The 16,631-nt window shown below is 71.5% G+C and carries 15 protein-coding genes and 1 pseudogene; 7 read left to right on the top strand and 9 right to left on the bottom strand.

From position 1 onward, the window contains the following. Positions 1-71: 71 nt before the first annotated feature. The 8 genes from C6361_RS06955 to C6361_RS06920 form a co-directional block, all read right to left on the bottom strand. Positions 72-716 (bottom strand): response regulator transcription factor, encoded by a 645-nt coding sequence (locus C6361_RS06955; protein ID WP_107256481.1) that lies wholly within the window; start codon positions 714-716, stop codon positions 72-74. Then, entirely contained in the window at positions 668-1,972 is a 1,305-nt protein-coding gene (locus C6361_RS06950) for a sensor domain-containing protein (RefSeq protein ID WP_107267172.1), read from the bottom strand. Before C6361_RS06950 ends, C6361_RS06955 begins: the two co-directional genes overlap by 49 nt. Before the next feature lie 146 nt (positions 1,973-2,118). Beyond that, a complete protein-coding gene (locus tag C6361_RS06945) occupies positions 2,119-2,646 on the bottom strand; it encodes a MauE/DoxX family redox-associated membrane protein (RefSeq protein ID WP_107267171.1) in 528 nt (175 codons plus the stop codon). A gap of 91 nt (positions 2,647-2,737) precedes the next feature. Beyond that, on the bottom strand, positions 2,738-3,559 hold the full coding sequence (locus C6361_RS06940; RefSeq protein ID WP_107270786.1) for an RNA methyltransferase: 822 nt from the start codon (positions 3,557-3,559) through the stop codon (positions 2,738-2,740). Between the two features lie 95 nt (positions 3,560-3,654). Further along, positions 3,655-4,554 carry a carbohydrate ABC transporter permease gene (locus C6361_RS06935; RefSeq protein ID WP_107267170.1) on the bottom strand — a complete coding sequence of 300 codons (900 nt, stop codon included), beginning with the start codon at positions 4,552-4,554 and terminating at the stop codon, positions 3,655-3,657. Then, positions 4,551-5,516 carry a carbohydrate ABC transporter permease gene (locus C6361_RS06930; RefSeq protein WP_107267169.1) on the bottom strand — a complete coding sequence of 322 codons (966 nt, stop codon included), beginning with the start codon at positions 5,514-5,516 and terminating at the stop codon, positions 4,551-4,553. Before C6361_RS06930 ends, C6361_RS06935 begins: the two co-directional genes overlap by 4 nt. A 120-nt stretch (positions 5,517-5,636) precedes the next feature. After that, the gene (locus C6361_RS06925) at positions 5,637-6,926 is read right to left on the bottom strand and encodes an ABC transporter substrate-binding protein (protein WP_107256470.1); all 1,290 of its coding nucleotides are present in this window, start codon (positions 6,924-6,926) and stop codon (positions 5,637-5,639) included. A gap of 627 nt (positions 6,927-7,553) precedes the next feature. Beyond that, complete coding sequence (locus C6361_RS06920; protein WP_107267168.1) at positions 7,554-7,940, bottom strand: DUF1992 domain-containing protein; 387 nt, start codon at positions 7,938-7,940, stop codon at positions 7,554-7,556. Positions 7,941-8,148: 208 nt separating this feature from the next. On the opposite strand from C6361_RS06920, the gene C6361_RS06915 reads away from it, so the two are divergent. The 3 genes and pseudogenes from C6361_RS06915 to C6361_RS38105 all read left to right on the top strand — a co-directional run bounded on the left by C6361_RS06915 (position 8,149) and on the right by C6361_RS38105 (position 11,112). Further along, positions 8,149-9,336, top strand: coding sequence for a metallophosphoesterase (locus C6361_RS06915; RefSeq protein WP_107267167.1), 1,188 nt, complete (start codon positions 8,149-8,151; stop codon positions 9,334-9,336). Further along, a pseudogene (locus C6361_RS39160) lies at positions 9,270-9,470 on the top strand (VOC family protein); the annotation flags it as partial. The gene C6361_RS06915 and the pseudogene C6361_RS39160, both read left to right, overlap by 67 nt. Before the next feature lie 142 nt (positions 9,471-9,612). Beyond that, complete coding sequence (locus tag C6361_RS38105) at positions 9,613-11,112, top strand: hypothetical protein (RefSeq protein WP_234359375.1); 1,500 nt, start codon at positions 9,613-9,615, stop codon at positions 11,110-11,112. Positions 11,113-11,140: 28 nt separating this feature from the next. On the opposite strand, the gene C6361_RS06900 is transcribed toward C6361_RS38105, so the two are convergent. Further along, entirely contained in the window at positions 11,141-11,848 is a 708-nt protein-coding gene (locus C6361_RS06900) for a GntR family transcriptional regulator (protein WP_199853277.1), read from the bottom strand. Between the two features lie 148 nt (positions 11,849-11,996). On the opposite strand from C6361_RS06900, the gene C6361_RS06895 reads away from it, so the two are divergent. The 4 genes from C6361_RS06895 to C6361_RS06880 all read left to right on the top strand — a co-directional run bounded on the left by C6361_RS06895 (position 11,997) and on the right by C6361_RS06880 (position 16,609). Continuing rightward, positions 11,997-12,758, top strand: coding sequence for a LamB/YcsF family protein (locus tag C6361_RS06895; protein WP_107267165.1), 762 nt, complete (start codon positions 11,997-11,999; stop codon positions 12,756-12,758). A 226-nt stretch (positions 12,759-12,984) separates the two neighbouring features. Next, on the top strand, positions 12,985-14,316 hold the full coding sequence (locus tag C6361_RS06890; RefSeq protein WP_159079219.1) for a hypothetical protein: 1,332 nt from the start codon (positions 12,985-12,987) through the stop codon (positions 14,314-14,316). A 129-nt stretch (positions 14,317-14,445) separates the two neighbouring features. Then, positions 14,446-15,711, top strand: a complete 1,266-nt coding sequence (locus tag C6361_RS06885; protein ID WP_107267163.1) for an ABC transporter substrate-binding protein — start codon at positions 14,446-14,448, stop codon at positions 15,709-15,711. A 37-nt stretch (positions 15,712-15,748) separates the two neighbouring features. Then, complete coding sequence (locus C6361_RS06880) at positions 15,749-16,609, top strand: branched-chain amino acid ABC transporter permease (protein ID WP_107267162.1); 861 nt, start codon at positions 15,749-15,751, stop codon at positions 16,607-16,609. Positions 16,610-16,631 lie beyond the last annotated feature (22 nt).

The following is a 16,631-nucleotide window of genomic DNA, read 5'->3' as shown; positions in this document are numbered from 1 at the left end:
GCCGGGTAAGGCACTGATGGCGGATAGTAGCGAACTACACTGATCAATTCCATTGGTCACATAGGACGGTCTCAGGCGTTCAGGTACGCCAACACCGCCAGTACCCGCCGGTTGTCGTCCTCCGACGGCGGCATGCCCAGCTTGCTGAAGATGCTGTTGATGTGCTTGCTGACCGCCTTCTCGGTGACGAAGAGCCGGCCCGCGATCGCCGCGTTCGACCGGCCCTCCGCCATCAGGCCGAGCACCTCCCGCTCCCGGGCGGTGAGCGCGTGCAGCGGCTCCGCGCCGGAGCGGTTCGCCAGCAGTTCGGCGATGACCTCCGGATCCATCACCGTGCCGCCGGTCGCCACCCGCCGCACCGCGTCGACGAACTGGCCCACGTTGGAGACCCGGTCCTTGAGCAGATAGCCGATCGCACCACTGCGGTCGGCGAGCAGTTCCCGGGCGTAGAGCTGCTCGACGTGCTGCGAGAGCACGAGTACCGGCAGTCCCGGCATCCGGGTACGGGCCTCGATCGCCGCCTGGAGCCCCTCGTCGGTGAAGGTCGGCGGCAGCCGTACGTCGACCACCGCCACGTCCGGACGGTGCTCGACCAGCGCCGGCAGCAGCGCCGGTCCGTTGTCGACCGCGGCCACGACCTCGAAGTCGAACGCCTGGAGCAGCCGGGTCAATCCGTCCCTGAGCAGGGCGAGGTCTTCGGCGATGACAACTCGCACGGCAGCTCCATGGTCACGGTCGTGGGCCCGCCGGGCGGGCTGGCCACGAACATCGTGCCATCAAAGGCGGCCAGCCGGCGCTCGATCCCCCGCAGGCCGGTCCCGCCGGCCGGGTCGGCCCCGCCGGCCCCGTCGTCGCCGACCACCATGACCAGCCGGCCGTCGCCGTGCCGCAGCCGTACCCAGGCGTTGCGTGCGGAGCTGTGCTTGGCGACGTTGGCCAGCAGCTCGGCGGCGGTGAAGTAGACCGCCGACTCGACCGGGGCCAGTGGCCGGCCCGGAAGTTCGACGTCGACCTCGACCGGCAGCGGCAGTTTCAGCGCGAGCGCCCGGATCGCACCGGCCAGCCCGCGTTCGGCGAGTACCGGCGGATGGATGCCCCGGACCAGGTCCCGCAGCTCGCCCAGGGCCTGCCCGCTGGCCTCCCGGGCCTCGGCCATCAGCCGCCGCGCCGCCGCCGGGTCGCGGCTCATCAGCTCCTCGGCCAGCCCGATGCTCATGCTCAGCGCCACCAGCCGGGCCTGGGCCCCGTCGTGCAGGTCCCGCTCGATCCGACGCAGCTCGGCGGCCTGCGCGTCGACGGCCTCCGACCGGCTCTCGGTGAGCTGCCGGACCCGCCGGTGCAGCGCCGCCGCCCGGGTCGGCGCCAGCAGCGCCCGGATGAAGCCGGCGTGCGTCCGGTGGATCAGCTCACCGACGACACCGCCGAAGAGCAGGATCAGCGCACCCTGCGGCAGCGCCAGCAGCGCCTTGCCGAGGGTGTCGGCCGGCCAGACCGCGCCGTAGCCGTACCAGGCGTCGAGGGCCCAGAGCAGCACCGGCACTCCGAGCAGCCCCTCCAGGCCGTAGACCACCAGGCAGACCGGCAGCAGCCCGAGTACCAGCCCGACCGGTATCGACGTGAGCAGCCAGAGCAGGTCCCGCCAGGTGGCCGGGTCGGTCACCACCCACCGGTACCGGGCCCAGACGGTCGTCCGCTCCGGCGCCGGCCGGTACGGGCTGGGCACCTCCCGGCCGGTCCACCGCCCCGCGATCCTGCGGTTCAGCCCGGCGACGTGGCGTACCACGGCGGTCACCGCGGGAAAGGCGAGGAGGCCCACGCCGAGCACCGTGAAGCCGAGGGAGAGCACCGAGAGCACCAGCAGGACGATGTTGGCGCTGACCGAGAGTACGGCCAGCAGCAGCCCCTCGCCGCCCTGGACGAGCCGGCGGCGGAGCCGGTGCGGTGGTGGCCGGGTGCTGGTCGCGGGGTCCATGCCGCCATTCTGGTCGACCGGCCCGACTCCGATCTGTGGTGCTACGACCACCACCGCTCGGGAGGTGCCACCCCGCTGCGTACCCGGCGTCGCTGGCCCCGGCCCGCCGAACGTGATGCCCCCGACCGGGTTCGTCGCCGGCCGGGCTACCGGACCGGTTTGACCAGGGCGACGATGTCCTCGGCCGCCGTCGTCAACATGCCGAGGACCAGGCCGGTGATGCCGGCGATCATCGCGTACGCCGGGTCGAGGGCGGTCCCCGTGGACAGTCCGAGCACGCCCAGCGCCGCCACACAGATCAGGGTCAGGTTCCGCACCAGGTGGGGGATGCCGAGCGGGGTACTGGAGGCGCCGAAGCACCGGCAGGGAGCGCGGTTGCCCCTGGCCAGGGCCAGTCCGATCACGACGGTGAAGGCGGCGAGCAGACCGATCGCGAGTGCGAAGCCGAGGACGCCGGCCACCCGCAGCGGCACCAGAAACAGCGCGGCGGCGAGCGCCTCGGCCGTCACCGTCGCGACCGCCGCCGGCCGCACCGCAGCCTCCGGCAGTTGCCGCAACTCGCGCAGCGACCGGACGAAGTCCCGCCAGGCGGCCCTGGACGCGACCTTGTTGGCGACGGCCACGATGAACACCGCGGCGAGGAGTACTCGGCAGCCCACCTCCAGATACCGCACAACGGGGAACCTATCGGCTCCGCCGTCGTACGCCAACCGCCGCGACCCCGCGCACACCGGCGACGGGTCGGGCGATCCGCCTCCGAACGCCTCAGACCCGGCGGCGCTGTCGGGACGCCTCGTACAGGGCGACGGTGCCCGCCGTCGCGGCGTTGAGCGAGCTCGCCGATCCGGCGATCGGGATCCGGAGCATCCGGTCGCAGGACTGCCGCCACGCCGCGCTGAGCCCGGAGGTCTCGTTGCCGACCAGCAGCACGGTGGGGCCGGTGAGGTCGTGTTCGGCGATCTCGACCTCGCCGGCCTCGTCGGTGCCGACGATCTGCACCGGCAACCCGCGCTCGCGCAGCGCGGCCACCCAGTCGAGTACGTCCCGGTGCGAACCGGTGCGGACCACCGGCACCGCGAAGAGCGAGCCGGTGCTGGCCCGGACCGCTCTCGGGTCGTACGGGTCGGCGGCGTGCCCGACCACCACCAGCCCGGCGGCGCCGAACGCGTCGGCGGAGCGGACCAGGGTGCCGATGTTGCCCGGTGCGGTCGGCCGGTCGAAGACCACCACCAGTGCGTCGGGCCCGACCGGGATCCGGTCCAGCCGGTCCGGCGGCAGACCCAGCACGGCGACGAGTTCCGGCAGCTCCTCGTCCTTGCCGCCGAGTTCGTGCAGCAGGTCGGGGGCGACCGCGACCCGGTTGCCGGTGGTCTGGTCGAGCAGGTCCCGGGCCCACCGGGACAGCGGCACGCCGTCCGGGTGCAGCAGCGCGTGCACCGGCCAGCCCTGCCGGACCGCCACGGTGATCGGCCGGACGCCCTGCACCAGGAACTCGCCGGCCCGCTGCCGCTTGGTGCGGTTGGTCAGCAGCGCCGACCACTGCTGGAAGCTGGCGTTGCGGGTGGTGACCCGCAACGTCCGGGGCACCCGGGCGGAGCTGCCGACACTGTCCGTACGCACCGCACGACGATACCGCCGGTCGGACCCGGTGCCGCCGCTGGCCGGCCGGACCGTCGCTCCGGCTACTTCGTCGCCCCGCTGGTGAACCCGTTGTAGATGAAGCGTTGCAGCAGCAGGAAGACGATCAGAGTCGGGACGATCACCAGGATGACCCCGGCCGAGATGACCTCCCACTGCGCCCCGAACGGCCCCTTGAAGCGGAACAGCGAGGTGGAGATGACCCCGAGGTCGCGGTCGGGCATGTAGAGGAACGGGATGTAGAACTCGTTGTACATGGTGATCCCCTTGATGATCACGACGGTCGCGATCGCCGGTTTCAACAGGGGAAGGATGATCCGCAGATAGATCGTGAAGTGGTTGGCGCCCTCCAGGGCGGCCGACTCGTCCAGCTCCCGGGGAATCCCCCGGAGGAACTGCTGGAAGATGTAGATCGAGATGATGTCGGTGCCGAGGAAGAGCACGATCGCCGACCACCTGGTGTTGAACAGCCCGAGACCGTTCACCACCTGGAAGGTCGCCACCTGGGTGGTCACCCCGGGCACCAGGGTGGCGAGCAGGAACAGCATGATGATGGTCTTGCGGAACCGGAACTCGAACCGGTCCAGGGCGTACGCCGCCATCGAGCCGATCAGCACCGTACCGGCCAGCGACACGGCCAGGATGACCGAGGTGTTGACGAAGGCCCGCAGCATGCCGCCCTGGGTGAACGCCGTGACGTAGTTGTCGAGGTTGAACCAGTTGCCGGGCGGGTCGAACGGCGCCCCGTTGATGAACTCGTCGTTGGTCTTCAGCGAGGCCATCAGCAGGACCAGCAGCGGCGCCAGCACCACCAGGGAGGCGACGACCAGGGAGACGTACTTGAGGGTCACCGCGACCCGGGCGCCGAACGTGCCGAGCGGGGTGCCGGCCCGGGGCCGTCGCCGGGGTGGCGTGCCGGGGGAGCGGAGGGCGGTCAGGCTCACGTCAGGTTCACCTTCTCCTCGGGCACGACCCGGCGCTGGATCCAGGTGAGCAGCAGGATGATCACGAGGAGTACGACGGCCATCGCCGAGGCGAGCCCGACCTTGTAGTACTTGAACGCCATGTCGACGGTCTGGATCACGAAGGTCTCGCTGCCGTTCGCGCCGCCGGTCATGATGTACGGGATCTCGAAGACCGAGAGCGACCCGGAGATCGCCAGGATGAACGAGAGCCCGACGATCGGCCGGATGCCGGGCAGGATCAGGTAGCGGAACTGGTGCCACCGGTTCGCCCCGTCGATCTCCGCCGCCTCGTAGAGCTGGGCCGGGATCGACTGGATCGCGCCGAGGAAGAGTACGAAGTTCAGCCCGAGGTAGCGCCAGACCGACGTACCGGCGAGCGAATAGTTGATCACCTCGGGGTCGCCGAGCCACTGCTGCGACAGGTTGCCGAGGCCGAAGACCCGCAGTGCCGAGTCGAGGGTGCCGCCGGGCTGGAAGAAGTAGAGGAAGACCATCGCGATGGCGACGCCGTTGATCAGGTACGGGAAGAAGATGATCCCCTTGAAGAGGTTGCGGAACCTGACGTTGAAGCTCAGCACGGTGGCGAAGTAGAGCGCCAGCGCGATCTGCAGCACCGACGCGCCGATGTAGTAGAGGCTGACCCGGAGCACCTCGAAGAGTTCGGGGCGGGTGGCGATCTCGACGTAGTTCCCGCCGCCCACGAACTCCTTGGTCGGGCTCAGGCCGTTCCACGAGGTGACGCTGTAGCCGAACATGTTGACGACCGGGACGTAGGTGAAGACCGCGAGCAGCGCCACCGGCACCAGCAGGAAGAGATAGGGGGTGAGGGGCTTCCGTCGGCGCGGCACCGGCCGGCGCGGGCCGGTGGGTCCGAGCCGTTGCCGCAGCGCCGCGCCGGCCGACCCGGGGAACCGACTCGCGGTGTTCGTCGGAGTTGCCATGGGGAACGCAAACCTTCCGGGTCGAGCCGGACCGTACGTCGTCGTGCCGGTGGCGCGGGGCGGCCGGGTGACACCGTCACCCGCCCGCCCCGGGTGGTACGCGGATCCGAGGGCAGTGCCCTACCGGACCTTCGACCTCGTCTCCGCCCACTTCTTGTTCAGGTCGGCGAAGATCTGCTCCTTGGTCTCCTTCTTCGCGCCCCGGGCCGCGTCCACGATCCGCTGCCGGTACGTGCCGTCCCAGAGCGCGATCTCGGCGGCATTGCCGATCTTGTCGGCCAGCCCCTCCTCGCCCTTCGGCGCCGGGTTGTACTCGATGAACTCGGTCCCGGCGGCGGTCAGGTCGGCCAGGGTGCTCGGCATCGCCTGGCTGATCACCGGCGAGATGCCGCCCTGGTCGACCGCGTAGTTGGACTCCTCGGCGAACCAGTCGATCCAGGCCCGCGCGGTCGCCTTGTTCTTCGAGTTGATGTTGATGCCGTTGTCGTAGTCGCCGCTGATGACGGTGTGGAACTTGCCGTCGACCTGGGTCGGGAACGGCAGGTAGCCGATGTCCGCCTTGTCGGTGGCCGCACCCTGCATCTGCACGATCGACCAGGAGCCGAGCATCATCGTGGCGATCTTGCCGGTGCCGAGCATGCCCTTGGACTGCTCCCAGTTGGTGGTCGTCGGGTCCGGCTCGGTCAGCCCGCGCTGCACCGCGTCGAAGAGCAGCGAGTCCATGATGTGGTGTTCCTTGCCGGGCGCCCACGGGGCGTCGTCCTTGGCCAGCTTGATCGCCGCGTCCGGGTCGCCGCTGATCCCGCCTCGGTTGCCCTCCCACTGGCCGAGTGGCCACTTGTCCTTGTAGTTGGTGTAGAGCGGGATAGCGTCGGTCTTCTCCTTGATCGCGGCCAGCGCGCCGAGGAACTCCTCCGGCGTCTTCGGCGGCGCGGTGACCCCCGCCTGCTGCCAGACCCTCTTGTTGTAGACGAAGCCCTGCGCGTTGCCGGTGATGGTGAGGCCGTAGACCTTGTCGTCGAGGCGCTGCTCGGTGCGGACGAAGCGGTATTTCTTCTCCAGCTCGGCAACGGTGCCGAGCGGCTCGAAGAAGGTCGGCAGCAGGTCGGTGGTGACCGAGTTGGGGATGAGGAGCACGTCGCCGTACTCCTTGGTGTTCATCCGGATCCGGACCTCGCCCTCGTAGTCCGTGATCGCCTCGAACTTCACCGTGGTGCCGGGGTACTTCGCCTCGAACTTCTTCTTGTAGTCCTGGAAGACCGTGTCGACGATGTCGGTGCGCTGGGTCAGCACCGTGATCTCACCGGTGACGGCGCCGTCGGTGCCGCTCCCGTCGTCGCCTCCGCCGCAGCCCGCCGCCACGGCCAGCGCGAGCACGAGGGCGGCGCCGGTCAATCCGTGTTTTCTCATATGCGCGTCCCACCTTTCGGTGTCCACATTGACATTGCGATGCGTAGTGGCGCGCCTCGGGGAGGGTGGGATAGGCGGCGCGACTTGCAGGGAACGTACACGCGGGTTACAGCGGTGTCAACGACGTCACAACCCCTTGCCGGAGCTGAACTGTTAAGCGGGTAAACCGGTTCAGGCACAACGTCCGGTGTGTACCAGGTGACCAGCAGCGGAATGCCGGGGACGGCGGTCTGTGCGGGGCTACGGCGGCGCCCGTGAACCGGTTTAGGACCGGCCGGCTCGCCGCGTGGCCCGGCGGCCCGTAAGAGCGCACCCGCGCATACCGGTACTCAGCGACGGCCGACGCTATGTCTTTGCCGGTACGGTGACGCAATGTCTTTGCCGGTACGGCGGCGACGACAAGACGTCCGTTCGGCTGGCTAATGCGTCGCGCCGGTGTCGGCACACTCGGCCCGGAAGCGATGCCGAATGGTTCGTCGAATCGTCCGGCGGGCTGCGACGTGGACGGTGCGTCCCCGAGGCGGTGGCGTTCGCCCGCCCCGGCACCGGGACGGGGAACCGGCGGGCCGGTCCGGTGGGGGTGCGGCCAGGGCCGGGCGCCCGGCGGGTGGCCGACCGGCCGAGCCGCTACCGGCGCCGCTGCTCGCGCCAGGCTTCGACGACCCGCTCGACGTCGAAGGTCGGCAGCACCACCGGCGGCCCGTCGACCAGGCCGCGCCGGGCCAGCACGATCCGTTCGTTGAGTGCGGTCACGACGGACCGGACCGTCGACTCCGACGACTCCCGGGCCAGCCGCTGCGGCAGCTCCTCGGCCTCCTTGCGGATCATCAGCGAGGCCGGCCCGATGTCGGTCAGGTTCTCCCGGCGTACCCAGTCCCGGATCCACCAGTTCTCGTCGTATGTGCCGCCGTGTCCGGGTAGCGGCTTGCCGGCCCCGGGGAGGTTGTCGAACTCGCCGCGCTCCTGCGCCTCGCGGATCTGGCGTTCGATCCGGGACTCGTACCTGCTCGGCATCGATCGTCCTCCTCGTCCCGCCCCCGCCGGCCTGCGCGGATGTCGCCGGTACCGATTCTAGGCCGACGCCGCGCCGCGCCCCTCGCTGTGCCGGCGCTCAGCAACGTGGTCGAGGCGGCGCCGCCCGTGTCATGCTGCACGCACCGGCGGCGAGGACGCCGTCGGCGGAGCCGGAGCACCGGTCAACCGAGCTGAGGAGTTCCCCGCCGTGTCAGCCAGCGAAGCGGCACCCGCGGTACCGGTCGCACCCGCCCGGCGGTTGCTGCGACCACTGCTGTTCGGCCTGACCCTGACCGCCATCCTGGCGCTGCTCTTCGGCGTGCCCTGGTGGACGCTGGTCGCCGCCGGTGCGCACTGGCCCACCGGGGTCTTCGCCGCCGGTACGGCGCTCTTCGCGGTGGCCCTGGCCGCGTTTCCGGTGCTGATGTACCTCGGGCACGGTCGGGGTCGGGACTGGGCGGCCCGGACCGGTGACACCCTGCTCGGCGTGGTCTGGGTGCTCTTCGTCTGGGCGGTGCTCGGCAACCTGCTGCGGGCCGGGCTCGCGGTCGGCGGCGTCGCCGATCCCACCCGGTCCCGGATCACCGCCGGCGGGGTCGCGGCCGTCTCGGTGGTGCTGCTGGCCTGGGGGTACGTCGAGGCGATGCGACTGCCCCGGATCCGCCGCGTCGAGGTGCCGATCGCTCGACTCGGCGCCGGGCTGGACGGTCTGCGGATCGTCCTGCTGACCGACACCCACTACGGGCCGATCGACCGGGCCGGCTGGTCGGCCCGGGTGGTCGCGGCCGTCAACGAACTCGACGCGGACCTCGTCTGCCACACCGGTGACATCGCCGACGGCACCGTCGCGCAACGCCGGGCCCAGGCCGCGCCGCTCGGCGAGGTGCGCGCCCGGCTCGCCCGGACGTACGTGACCGGCAACCACGAGTACTTCGGCGAGGCGCAGGGCTGGCTCGACCACATGCGGGACCTCGGTTGGGAGCCGCTGCACAACCGGCACCTGGTCGTCGAGCGGAACGGTTCCCGGCTGGTGGTGGCCGGGGTCGACGACGCGACCGCCGGATCGTCCGGACGTCCCGGGCACCGCCCCGACCCCGCCGCCGCTCTGGCCGGCGCCGACCCGGAGCTGCCGGTGGTGCTCCTCGCCCACCAGCCGAAGCAGGTCGGCGCGGCGGTGGCGCACGGGGTCGACCTGCAACTGTCCGGGCACACCCACGGCGGGCAGATCTGGCCGTTCAACCTGCTGGTCCGGCTCGACCAGCCGACGGTGCAGGGGCTGACCCGGCACGGCGGGCGGACCCGGCTCTACACCAGCCGTGGTACCGGCTTCTGGGGCCCGCCGCTGCGGATATTCGCGCCGAGCGAGATCACCCTGCTGACACTGCGCCGCGGCTGAGCCGCCGGAGCGCTGCGGCAGGCGACCCGGCCGAGGAACTGGACCGGTTGATTACTCTCGGTGCGCGTCGGGTCGACGTGGGGCAGCGTGGTACCGAGCCCTTCGTCGTACTCGCCGATCCGGAGGGGAACGAGTTCTGCCTGCTGGATCGCCCCACCCGTCGCCCCCGAGCCGAGCGCCCGTCCGGTGCTCGCCGAATTGCCCAGACATTGATGCTGGTGTATTTTCCCTGGCAGGATCCGACCGGTTTGGGCGGGCCCGGCGGAGGGAGCGCGCATGTCCGGATTCGGCACATCCACCCTACGGCGGGGACTCTCCGTGATCGCACTGGCGGCGGTCTGCGCCTGGAGCCTCGCGCCGCACCAGCCGGTCTCCGCCGCCGAGGAGTCGGCACCACCCAGCTCCGCCGCCACCGGTGACACGCTGTACGCGACGCTGCTGCCCGCCGTCGGCGAGGTCGAGACCCCGCAACTCGCCGTCCGCTGGCCGGGCCACCCGAGCGCGGCGTTGACCGTCTCCCTGCACGACGCCGGGCGGGACACTCCGCTGGTCGCCGGCCGGCGGCTCGACACCGGGGCGAACCTGGTCGCGCTGCCGCTGCCCGCCGAGGCGGCCGGCGCCCTCCGGCTGTGGGTCCGGGACGCCGCCGGAAGGGTGCTGCACGCCTCGACCCGGGACCTCGACGCGCTCCGGCGCACCTCCGGCTTCGGCTGGACGGCCACCGACACCCGGGCGGCCGCCGCTCCCGGCCTCTACGCCGGCGGCACCTTCACCCGGGCCGGTGGCGCCGCCGTCGACCACCTCGCCACCTGGAACGGCTCCGCCTGGTCACGCCCGGGCGGCGGATCGGGCGCCGGACCGGACGGTTCGGTCACCGCACTGGTCGTCTACGAGGGCGACCTGATCGCCGGCGGCAGCTTCCTCACCGCCGGTGGGGTACGGGTGAACGGCATCGCCCGCTGGGACGGCACCGGCTGGGCGGCGTTGACCGGCTCCTCCGGCACCGGAGTGATGACCAACTCGCTCGACTTCGTCGACGCGCTGACCGTCTTCGACGGGGACCTGATCGTCGGCGGGCAGTTCCTCCGGGCCGGCGGGGTCACCGTCAACCACATCGCCCGGTGGGACGGCGCCGAATGGCGGGCACTGGCCGGGCCCGGTGGCGCCGGTGTGGACGTACCCTCGGTCTGGGACCTGGCCGTGCACGACGGCGCGCTGATCGTCGGCGGCGGCTTCAGCCAGGCCGGCGGCACGGCGGCGAACGGAATCGCCCGGTGGAGCGGCGGTGCGTGGTCGACCCTCGGCACCGGCTTCAACGGCGACGTGCTGGCGCTGGCCGTGCAGGACGGCGCGCTGGTCGCCACGGGCGGGTTCACCCAGGCCGGCGGCACCGCCGCGAACTACGTGGCCGAGTGGACCGGCAGCGCCTGGGTCGCCCTCGGTGCCGGGCTCAACGCCGAGGGGCGGGCGCTGACCGTCTTCGGCGCGGAGCTGGTCGTCGGCGGCACCTTCACCCAGGCGGGCGGCGCGGCGGCGAACTACGTCGCCCGGTGGGACGGGTCCCGGTGGGCCGCGCTGGGCGGTGGCACCGAGGACATCGTGCTCGCGCTGGCCGTGCAGGGCGGACGACTCGTCGCCGGTGGCTTCTTCGTCCGGGCCGGCGGGGTGGCGGTGAACCACGTCGCCGCCTGGAACGGCAGCGCCTGGTCCGCCCTCGGCGGCGCGGCCGGAGTCGGCACCGACAACGGGGTGTACGCCCTGCACACCGTCGTCTGACGGCCGGTCGCCGACGTCCCGCACCCCGTCAGCGGCGTGCGGCCACGCTCTCCGGCACCCCGTCGACGTACGCGTCGACGAGTTGCCGCTCCGCGGTCCGCAGGTAGTCGTCGAGTACCGCGTGCGCCCGTTCCACCTCACCGCCCCGGATCAGCTCCAGCAGCTCCCGGTGCCGGTCCAGATAGGGCTGGTGGAAGGTCTGCGGCGCGGCCATCACGTGGAACGCCAGCCGGATCTCGGCCAGCGCCTGCCGCATGATCTCCTCGATCCGGGGGCTGCCGGCCAGGCCGGCGATCGCCTGGTGGAACTGCATGTTGGCGGTGCCGACGTCGAACCACCGCTGCTGCGCCGCCGCCTGTTCGCCCTCCACCAGCGCGGCCTCGATCGCGTCCATCGCCTCGGCGGGGCTGTTGCGGGCGTTGCTGACGGCCGCACACTCCAGCACCCGGCGGACCCGGTAGATGTCCACCACGTCCTGCACGTCGAGCACCCGGACGAAGACCCCCCGGTTGAGTTCGTGCACGACGAGCCGCTCGTGCATCAGCAGCCGGAACGACTCCCGCAGGGTGTTGCGGGAGACCCCGAGCGCCGCCCCGATCATCTCCTCGGAGAGCCGGGTGCCCGGTAGCAGGGCTCCCTCGGTGATCCGCGCCCGCAGTATCTCCGCCACCCGCTGCGCGGTGCTCGCCCGGGTGATCAACGAGCGGTCGTCCTGCAGCTTCGCCAGCCACGTCACGCGGTCATTGTCCTTCATACCGTCGGGCCCACAATCGAGAGAAGGTCCATGCTACGACGAAGTTACAAGTCAACATGACCATTGACGGATTGTTCAACAGTCTGCCAACCTGAACTCACGACGTACACCACGTCCCGCAGGAGGTGCGATGTCGGTGATCCTCGATCTCAACAGTGACCTCGGCGAGGGCTTCGGCGTCTGGGAGCTGGGCGACGACATGGCACTGCTCTCCGTCGTGACCAGCGCGAACGTCGCCTGCGGCTTCCACGGTGGCGATCCGACGATCATGCGCCGGGTCTGCGCCGAGGCGATCAGCCGGGACGTCTCCATCGGCGCCCACGTCGGCTACCGCGACCTGGCCGGCTTCGGTCGCCGGGCCATCGACATGGAACCCGACCGGCTCTCCGACGACGTGCTCTACCAACTCGCCGCGCTCGACGGGATCGCCCGCAGCGAGGGCGGCCGGGTCCGGTACGTCAAGCCGCACGGCGCGCTCTACAACCGCACCGTGACCGACCAGGCGCAGGCCGCCGCCGTGGTCACGGCCGTCTCCGCGTACGACCCGAGCCTGCCGATCCTCGGCCTGCCCGGTTCACAACTGCTTCGCCAGGCCGCCGAGGTGGGACTGAAGGCCGTCCGGGAGGCGTTCGCCGACCGCGGCTACCGGTCCGACGGCAGCCTGGCGAAACGCGGCAGTCCCGGTGCGCTGGTCACCGATCCGGACGCGGTCGCCCGGCGCTGCGTGAAGATGGCCACCACCGGGCAGGTGGCCGCCGTCGACGGGGCCCCGGTCTCGGTACGCGCCCGATCGATCTGCGTGCACGGCGACACCCCGGGCGCCGTGCAGCTGGCCCGCCAGGTGCACACCGCGCTACAGGAGGCGGGCGTCAGCCTCGCCTCGTTCGTCTGATCCTCCGGAAACCACCGGCACCACCGCCGGACCGGTGACCGTGGCCGGGCTGCCACCCGACCGACGGTCACCGGGCTCCCGCACCTCAACGGCGGCCACCCGATGCCTCGGGCGGCCGCTCCCAACCCCAGTGACGCGCCGGCTCCGCCTTCCGGTTGGTTGGCCAAAGACGCGGAAGCGGCGCGCTGTCGAGGAAAGGTCGAAGATCACCTTGGATGTGCAGAAGTTGACTGAGAGTGTACGCGGCCGGCTGAAGCTGCTCACCGCCACCAGCATCGGTGCCGCCCTGCTGGTGATGCCGGGCACCGCCGTGGCGCAGCCGGCCGGGGCGGCCGGACCGGCGGGGGAGTGCTACGACCGCACCCTCCCGACGACGTACGAGGAGACCCGGATCGACACCCCGGCCCAGCCGGGCGGGGTGCAGGTGCCGAGCACGCTGATCGAGGTCGGCGGCTTCACCCCGTTCGTCACCCGGTTCACCGCCGAGCTGTGCGGGGCACGGTCGGTCGGCCAGGCCGACAAGCTGCTCCGGTCCCGTGGCGCCGAACTGTGGCGTACCGCCGTCGAACGGGCCCAGGGCAAGCGCTGGATGGGCAGCATCGAGCGGTACGACGACCGCCCGCTCTACTGGTCGCGGCTCACCGCCACCCGTGACCTTCGACAGTGGACACCCCGGTTCCGGCTCACCGACACCGCCCGGGCCGCCCTGCTGAAGACCTTCGAGTACGCCTCCCGGGGCATCTCCTCCACTGACTTCTCCACCAGCCGTTCGGTGACCCGGGTGCTGGTCAGCGGCTTCGACCCGTACCAGCTCAACGGGGAGATCCGCCGCTCCAACCCGTCCGGCGCGTCCGCGCTGCAACTGGACGGGCAGGAGTACCGGGTCGGCGACCGGCTGGTGCAGATCCAGGCGGTCTCGCTGCCGGTCACCTGGAGCGGCTTCGACCTCGGCTACGTCGAGGACGCCTTCGGACCGCACCTGACCCGGAACAGCCGGGAACGCGCCGACCTGATCATGACGATCAGCCAGGGCGGCCGGGCCCGGATGGCCATCGAGCAGTGGGCCGGCGCCTGGCGCGGCGGCAGCCCGGACAACAACAACGAGGGCACGCCGGAACTCGTCCCGCAGGTGACGAACTGGCCGCAGCCGGCCAGCAACCCGGAGTTCATCGAGACGACCCTGCCGTACCAGCCGATGATCGACGCCGGCACGACGCCCTGGCCGACGGCGCTCAACCCGCGGATCTGCGAGTGGACCGGCAACACCCGGCCGGACCCGACCAAGGTCTCCTGCCACGACAACGGTCCCTCCCCGGGCGCCCAGGCCCAGGCCGGCGGCGGCGGGAACTACCTCTCCAACGAGAGCATGTACCGGTCGAACCGGCTCCGGCTCGCCCTCGGCGCCACCGACGTCCCCGGCGGACACCTGCACATCTCCTCGCTCGTCTACCCGCAGAACCCGCTGGACATCATCGACCCGCCGTTCGCGTCCGACCGCGCGCAGACCATCGAACAGACCGTCGCCCTGGTGAAGGCCGCGGGCGCGGCCGTCTCCTGAGTCGTCGGCCGGGCCCGGGGTGCCGGCAACCCCCGGGCCCGGCCGCACACCTGCCTCCCGAAGACCCCGTTGCGCGCCCCGAGCGGGACGGCGCCGGGCCTTCGCCATCGTCTCCAGAAAGGCTCGACCATGCGCAGGATCACCAGCGGCGCGGCCGCTCTCGTCCTCGCCGCCGCGCTCGCCGGCTGTGGCGGATCCGACGGCGCCGGTGCCACCGACGAGGTCAAGCTCGCCGGTCTCTGGCCGCTCAGCGGCCCCAACGCCACCCAGGGCACCGACGTACTGCACGGTGCCGAACTCGCCGTGGACGTCGTCAACAACGACCATCCCGGGCTGGACCTGCCGCTCGGGCCCGGCAAGGGACTGCCCGGGCTGGGCGGCGCACCGGTGAAGCTGATCACCGGCGACACCCAGGGCAAGCCCGAGGTCGGTGCCGGTGAGGTCGACCGGCTGGTCACCGGCGAGAAGGTCGCCGCGGTGATCGGCTCGTACCAGTCCGGGGTGACGCTGACCGCCAGCCAGCGGGCCGAGCGGCTCGGCGTACCCTTCGTCAACGAGGCGTCCTCGTCGGTGGCGCTCACCGAGCGGGGCCTGAAGTGGTTCTTCCGGACCGGGCCGACCGACGAGACCTTCGCCCGGTCGATGTTCGACTACCTGAAGGCCCGGCAGGCGGCCGGCGCCCAGATCCGTTCGGTCGGCGTCTTCCACAGCAACGACCAGTTCGGCAACGACGGCGCCGGGGTGACCGAGAAGGTCGCCGCCGAGGCCGGGCTGCCGGTCACCGTCAACGTCGGCTTCGACCCCACCGCCGCCGACCTCGGCTCCCAGGTGGCGCAGGTGCGGAGCAGGAACCCGGACGTGCTCTTCGTGCTCGCCTACACCGACGCGGCGATCAAGCTGATGAAGACGCTCGACCAGTTGGACTACTACCCGCCGGCGCTGCTCGCCTACGGCACCGGATTCGCCGACCCGGCCTTCGCCACCGGGCTCGGCGCGCTCGCCAACGGCGCCTCCACCCGGGCGGCCTGGTCCGGCGAGATCGCCGAGAAGCGGCCGGCGGCCAAGACCGTGGCGGACCTGTTCCAGCAGCGGTACGGCGCCCCGATGACCGAGAACTCCGCGCGGGCCTTCACCGCCGTACTGACGCTGGCGCAAGCGATCGACACCGCCAGGTCGGTCGAGCCGGCGAAGATCCGCGACGCGCTGCGCGGGCTGAACGTCCCCGGCGAGAAGACGATCATGCCGTGGACCGGGATCACGTTCGACGACAAGGGCCAGAACACCGGTGCCGCCGGGGTGGTCGAGCAGATGATCGAGGGGAAGTACCGGGTGGTCTTCCCGGCCGACCTCTCCTCGGTCCAGCCGATCTGGCCGATGAACCAGGCACAGCGGTGAGCCGGCGGACCGGCGGGCGGCCGAGGGGGTCGGCGCCATGACCGACCTGCTCCAGTCCGTGGTCAACGGGCTGCTGATCGGCGCGGTCTTCGCGCTGGTCGCGGTCGGCCTGACCCTCATCTACGGCGTGATGGACGTGATCAACTTCGCGCACGGCGAGATGGTCATGCTCGGCATGTACACCTCGTTCTTCGCCTGGTCGCTGCTCGGCCTCGACCCGCTGCTCTCCATCCCGCTCGCCGGGGTCTCGATCGCGCTCACCGGCGCGCTGATGTACTTCGGCGCGGTCGGCCGGGTGCTCGGCAAGTCCCCGCTGGCCCAGGTGATCGTCACCTTCGGACTACAGGTCTTCCTGCGCGGACTGGCCCAGTTCCTCTGGACCCCGAACACCCGGACCGTACCCCGGCCCTGGGCCGCCGGGCTGCGCTGGGAGATCGGCCCGGTGGTGATCGGCGGGCCACAGGTCATCATGGCCGTCGGCGCGCTGCTCGCCACCGGCGCGGTCGCGTACTTCATGAATCGGACCCGGCTCGGCGGCGCCGTACGGGCCGCCGGGGAGGACCCGGCGGCGGCCTCGCTGATGGGCATCGACCCGCGCAGGATGTACGCCCTCTGCTGGGTGATCGCCGGCCTGGCCACCGGCGTCGCCGGAGCGCTGCTGATGAACTCCTACTCCGCCTCACCGACCGCCGGGGTGAGTTTCGTGCTGATGGCCTTCGTGGTGGTCGCGTTCGGCGGCTTCGGCAGCATCACCGGGGCGGCCCTGGCCGGACTGCTCGTCGGAGTCGCCCAGGGCGTCGTCGGGCTCTACGCCCCGAGCTACACCCTCGCCGCCGCACTCGCCCTCTATCTGGTGGTCGTGCTGGTACGGCCGCAGGGACTGCTGGGGACCAGATGACCAATCCGATCGAGGGGGGACG

The sequence above is a fragment of the Plantactinospora sp. BC1 genome (assembly GCF_003030345.1).
Classification (GTDB): domain Bacteria; phylum Actinomycetota; class Actinomycetes; order Mycobacteriales; family Micromonosporaceae; genus Plantactinospora.
The sequence above is the reverse complement of the archived record's forward strand: the minus strand, read 5'-3'. Positions and strand labels throughout refer to the sequence as shown.

Bases quoted from the DNA above. Each gene is read 5' to 3' on its own strand.
- C6361_RS06950 (WP_107267172.1), bottom strand. From the start codon at position 1,972: ATGGACCCCGCGACCAGCACCCGGCCACCACCGCACCGGCTCCGCCGC.
- C6361_RS06930 (WP_107267169.1), bottom strand. From the start codon at position 5,516: ATGGCAACTCCGACGAACACCGCGAGTCGGTTCCCCGGGTCGGCCGGC.
- C6361_RS06925 (WP_107256470.1), bottom strand. From the start codon at position 6,926: ATGAGAAAACACGGATTGACCGGCGCCGCCCTCGTGCTCGCGCTGGCC.
- C6361_RS06920 (WP_107267168.1), bottom strand. From the start codon at position 7,940: ATGCCGAGCAGGTACGAGTCCCGGATCGAACGCCAGATCCGCGAGGCG.
- C6361_RS38105 (WP_234359375.1), top strand. From the start codon at position 9,613: ATGTCCGGATTCGGCACATCCACCCTACGGCGGGGACTCTCCGTGATC.
- C6361_RS06895 (WP_107267165.1), top strand. From the start codon at position 11,997: ATGTCGGTGATCCTCGATCTCAACAGTGACCTCGGCGAGGGCTTCGGC.
- C6361_RS06885 (WP_107267163.1), top strand. From the start codon at position 14,446: ATGCGCAGGATCACCAGCGGCGCGGCCGCTCTCGTCCTCGCCGCCGCG.
- C6361_RS06880 (WP_107267162.1), top strand. From the start codon at position 15,749: ATGACCGACCTGCTCCAGTCCGTGGTCAACGGGCTGCTGATCGGCGCG.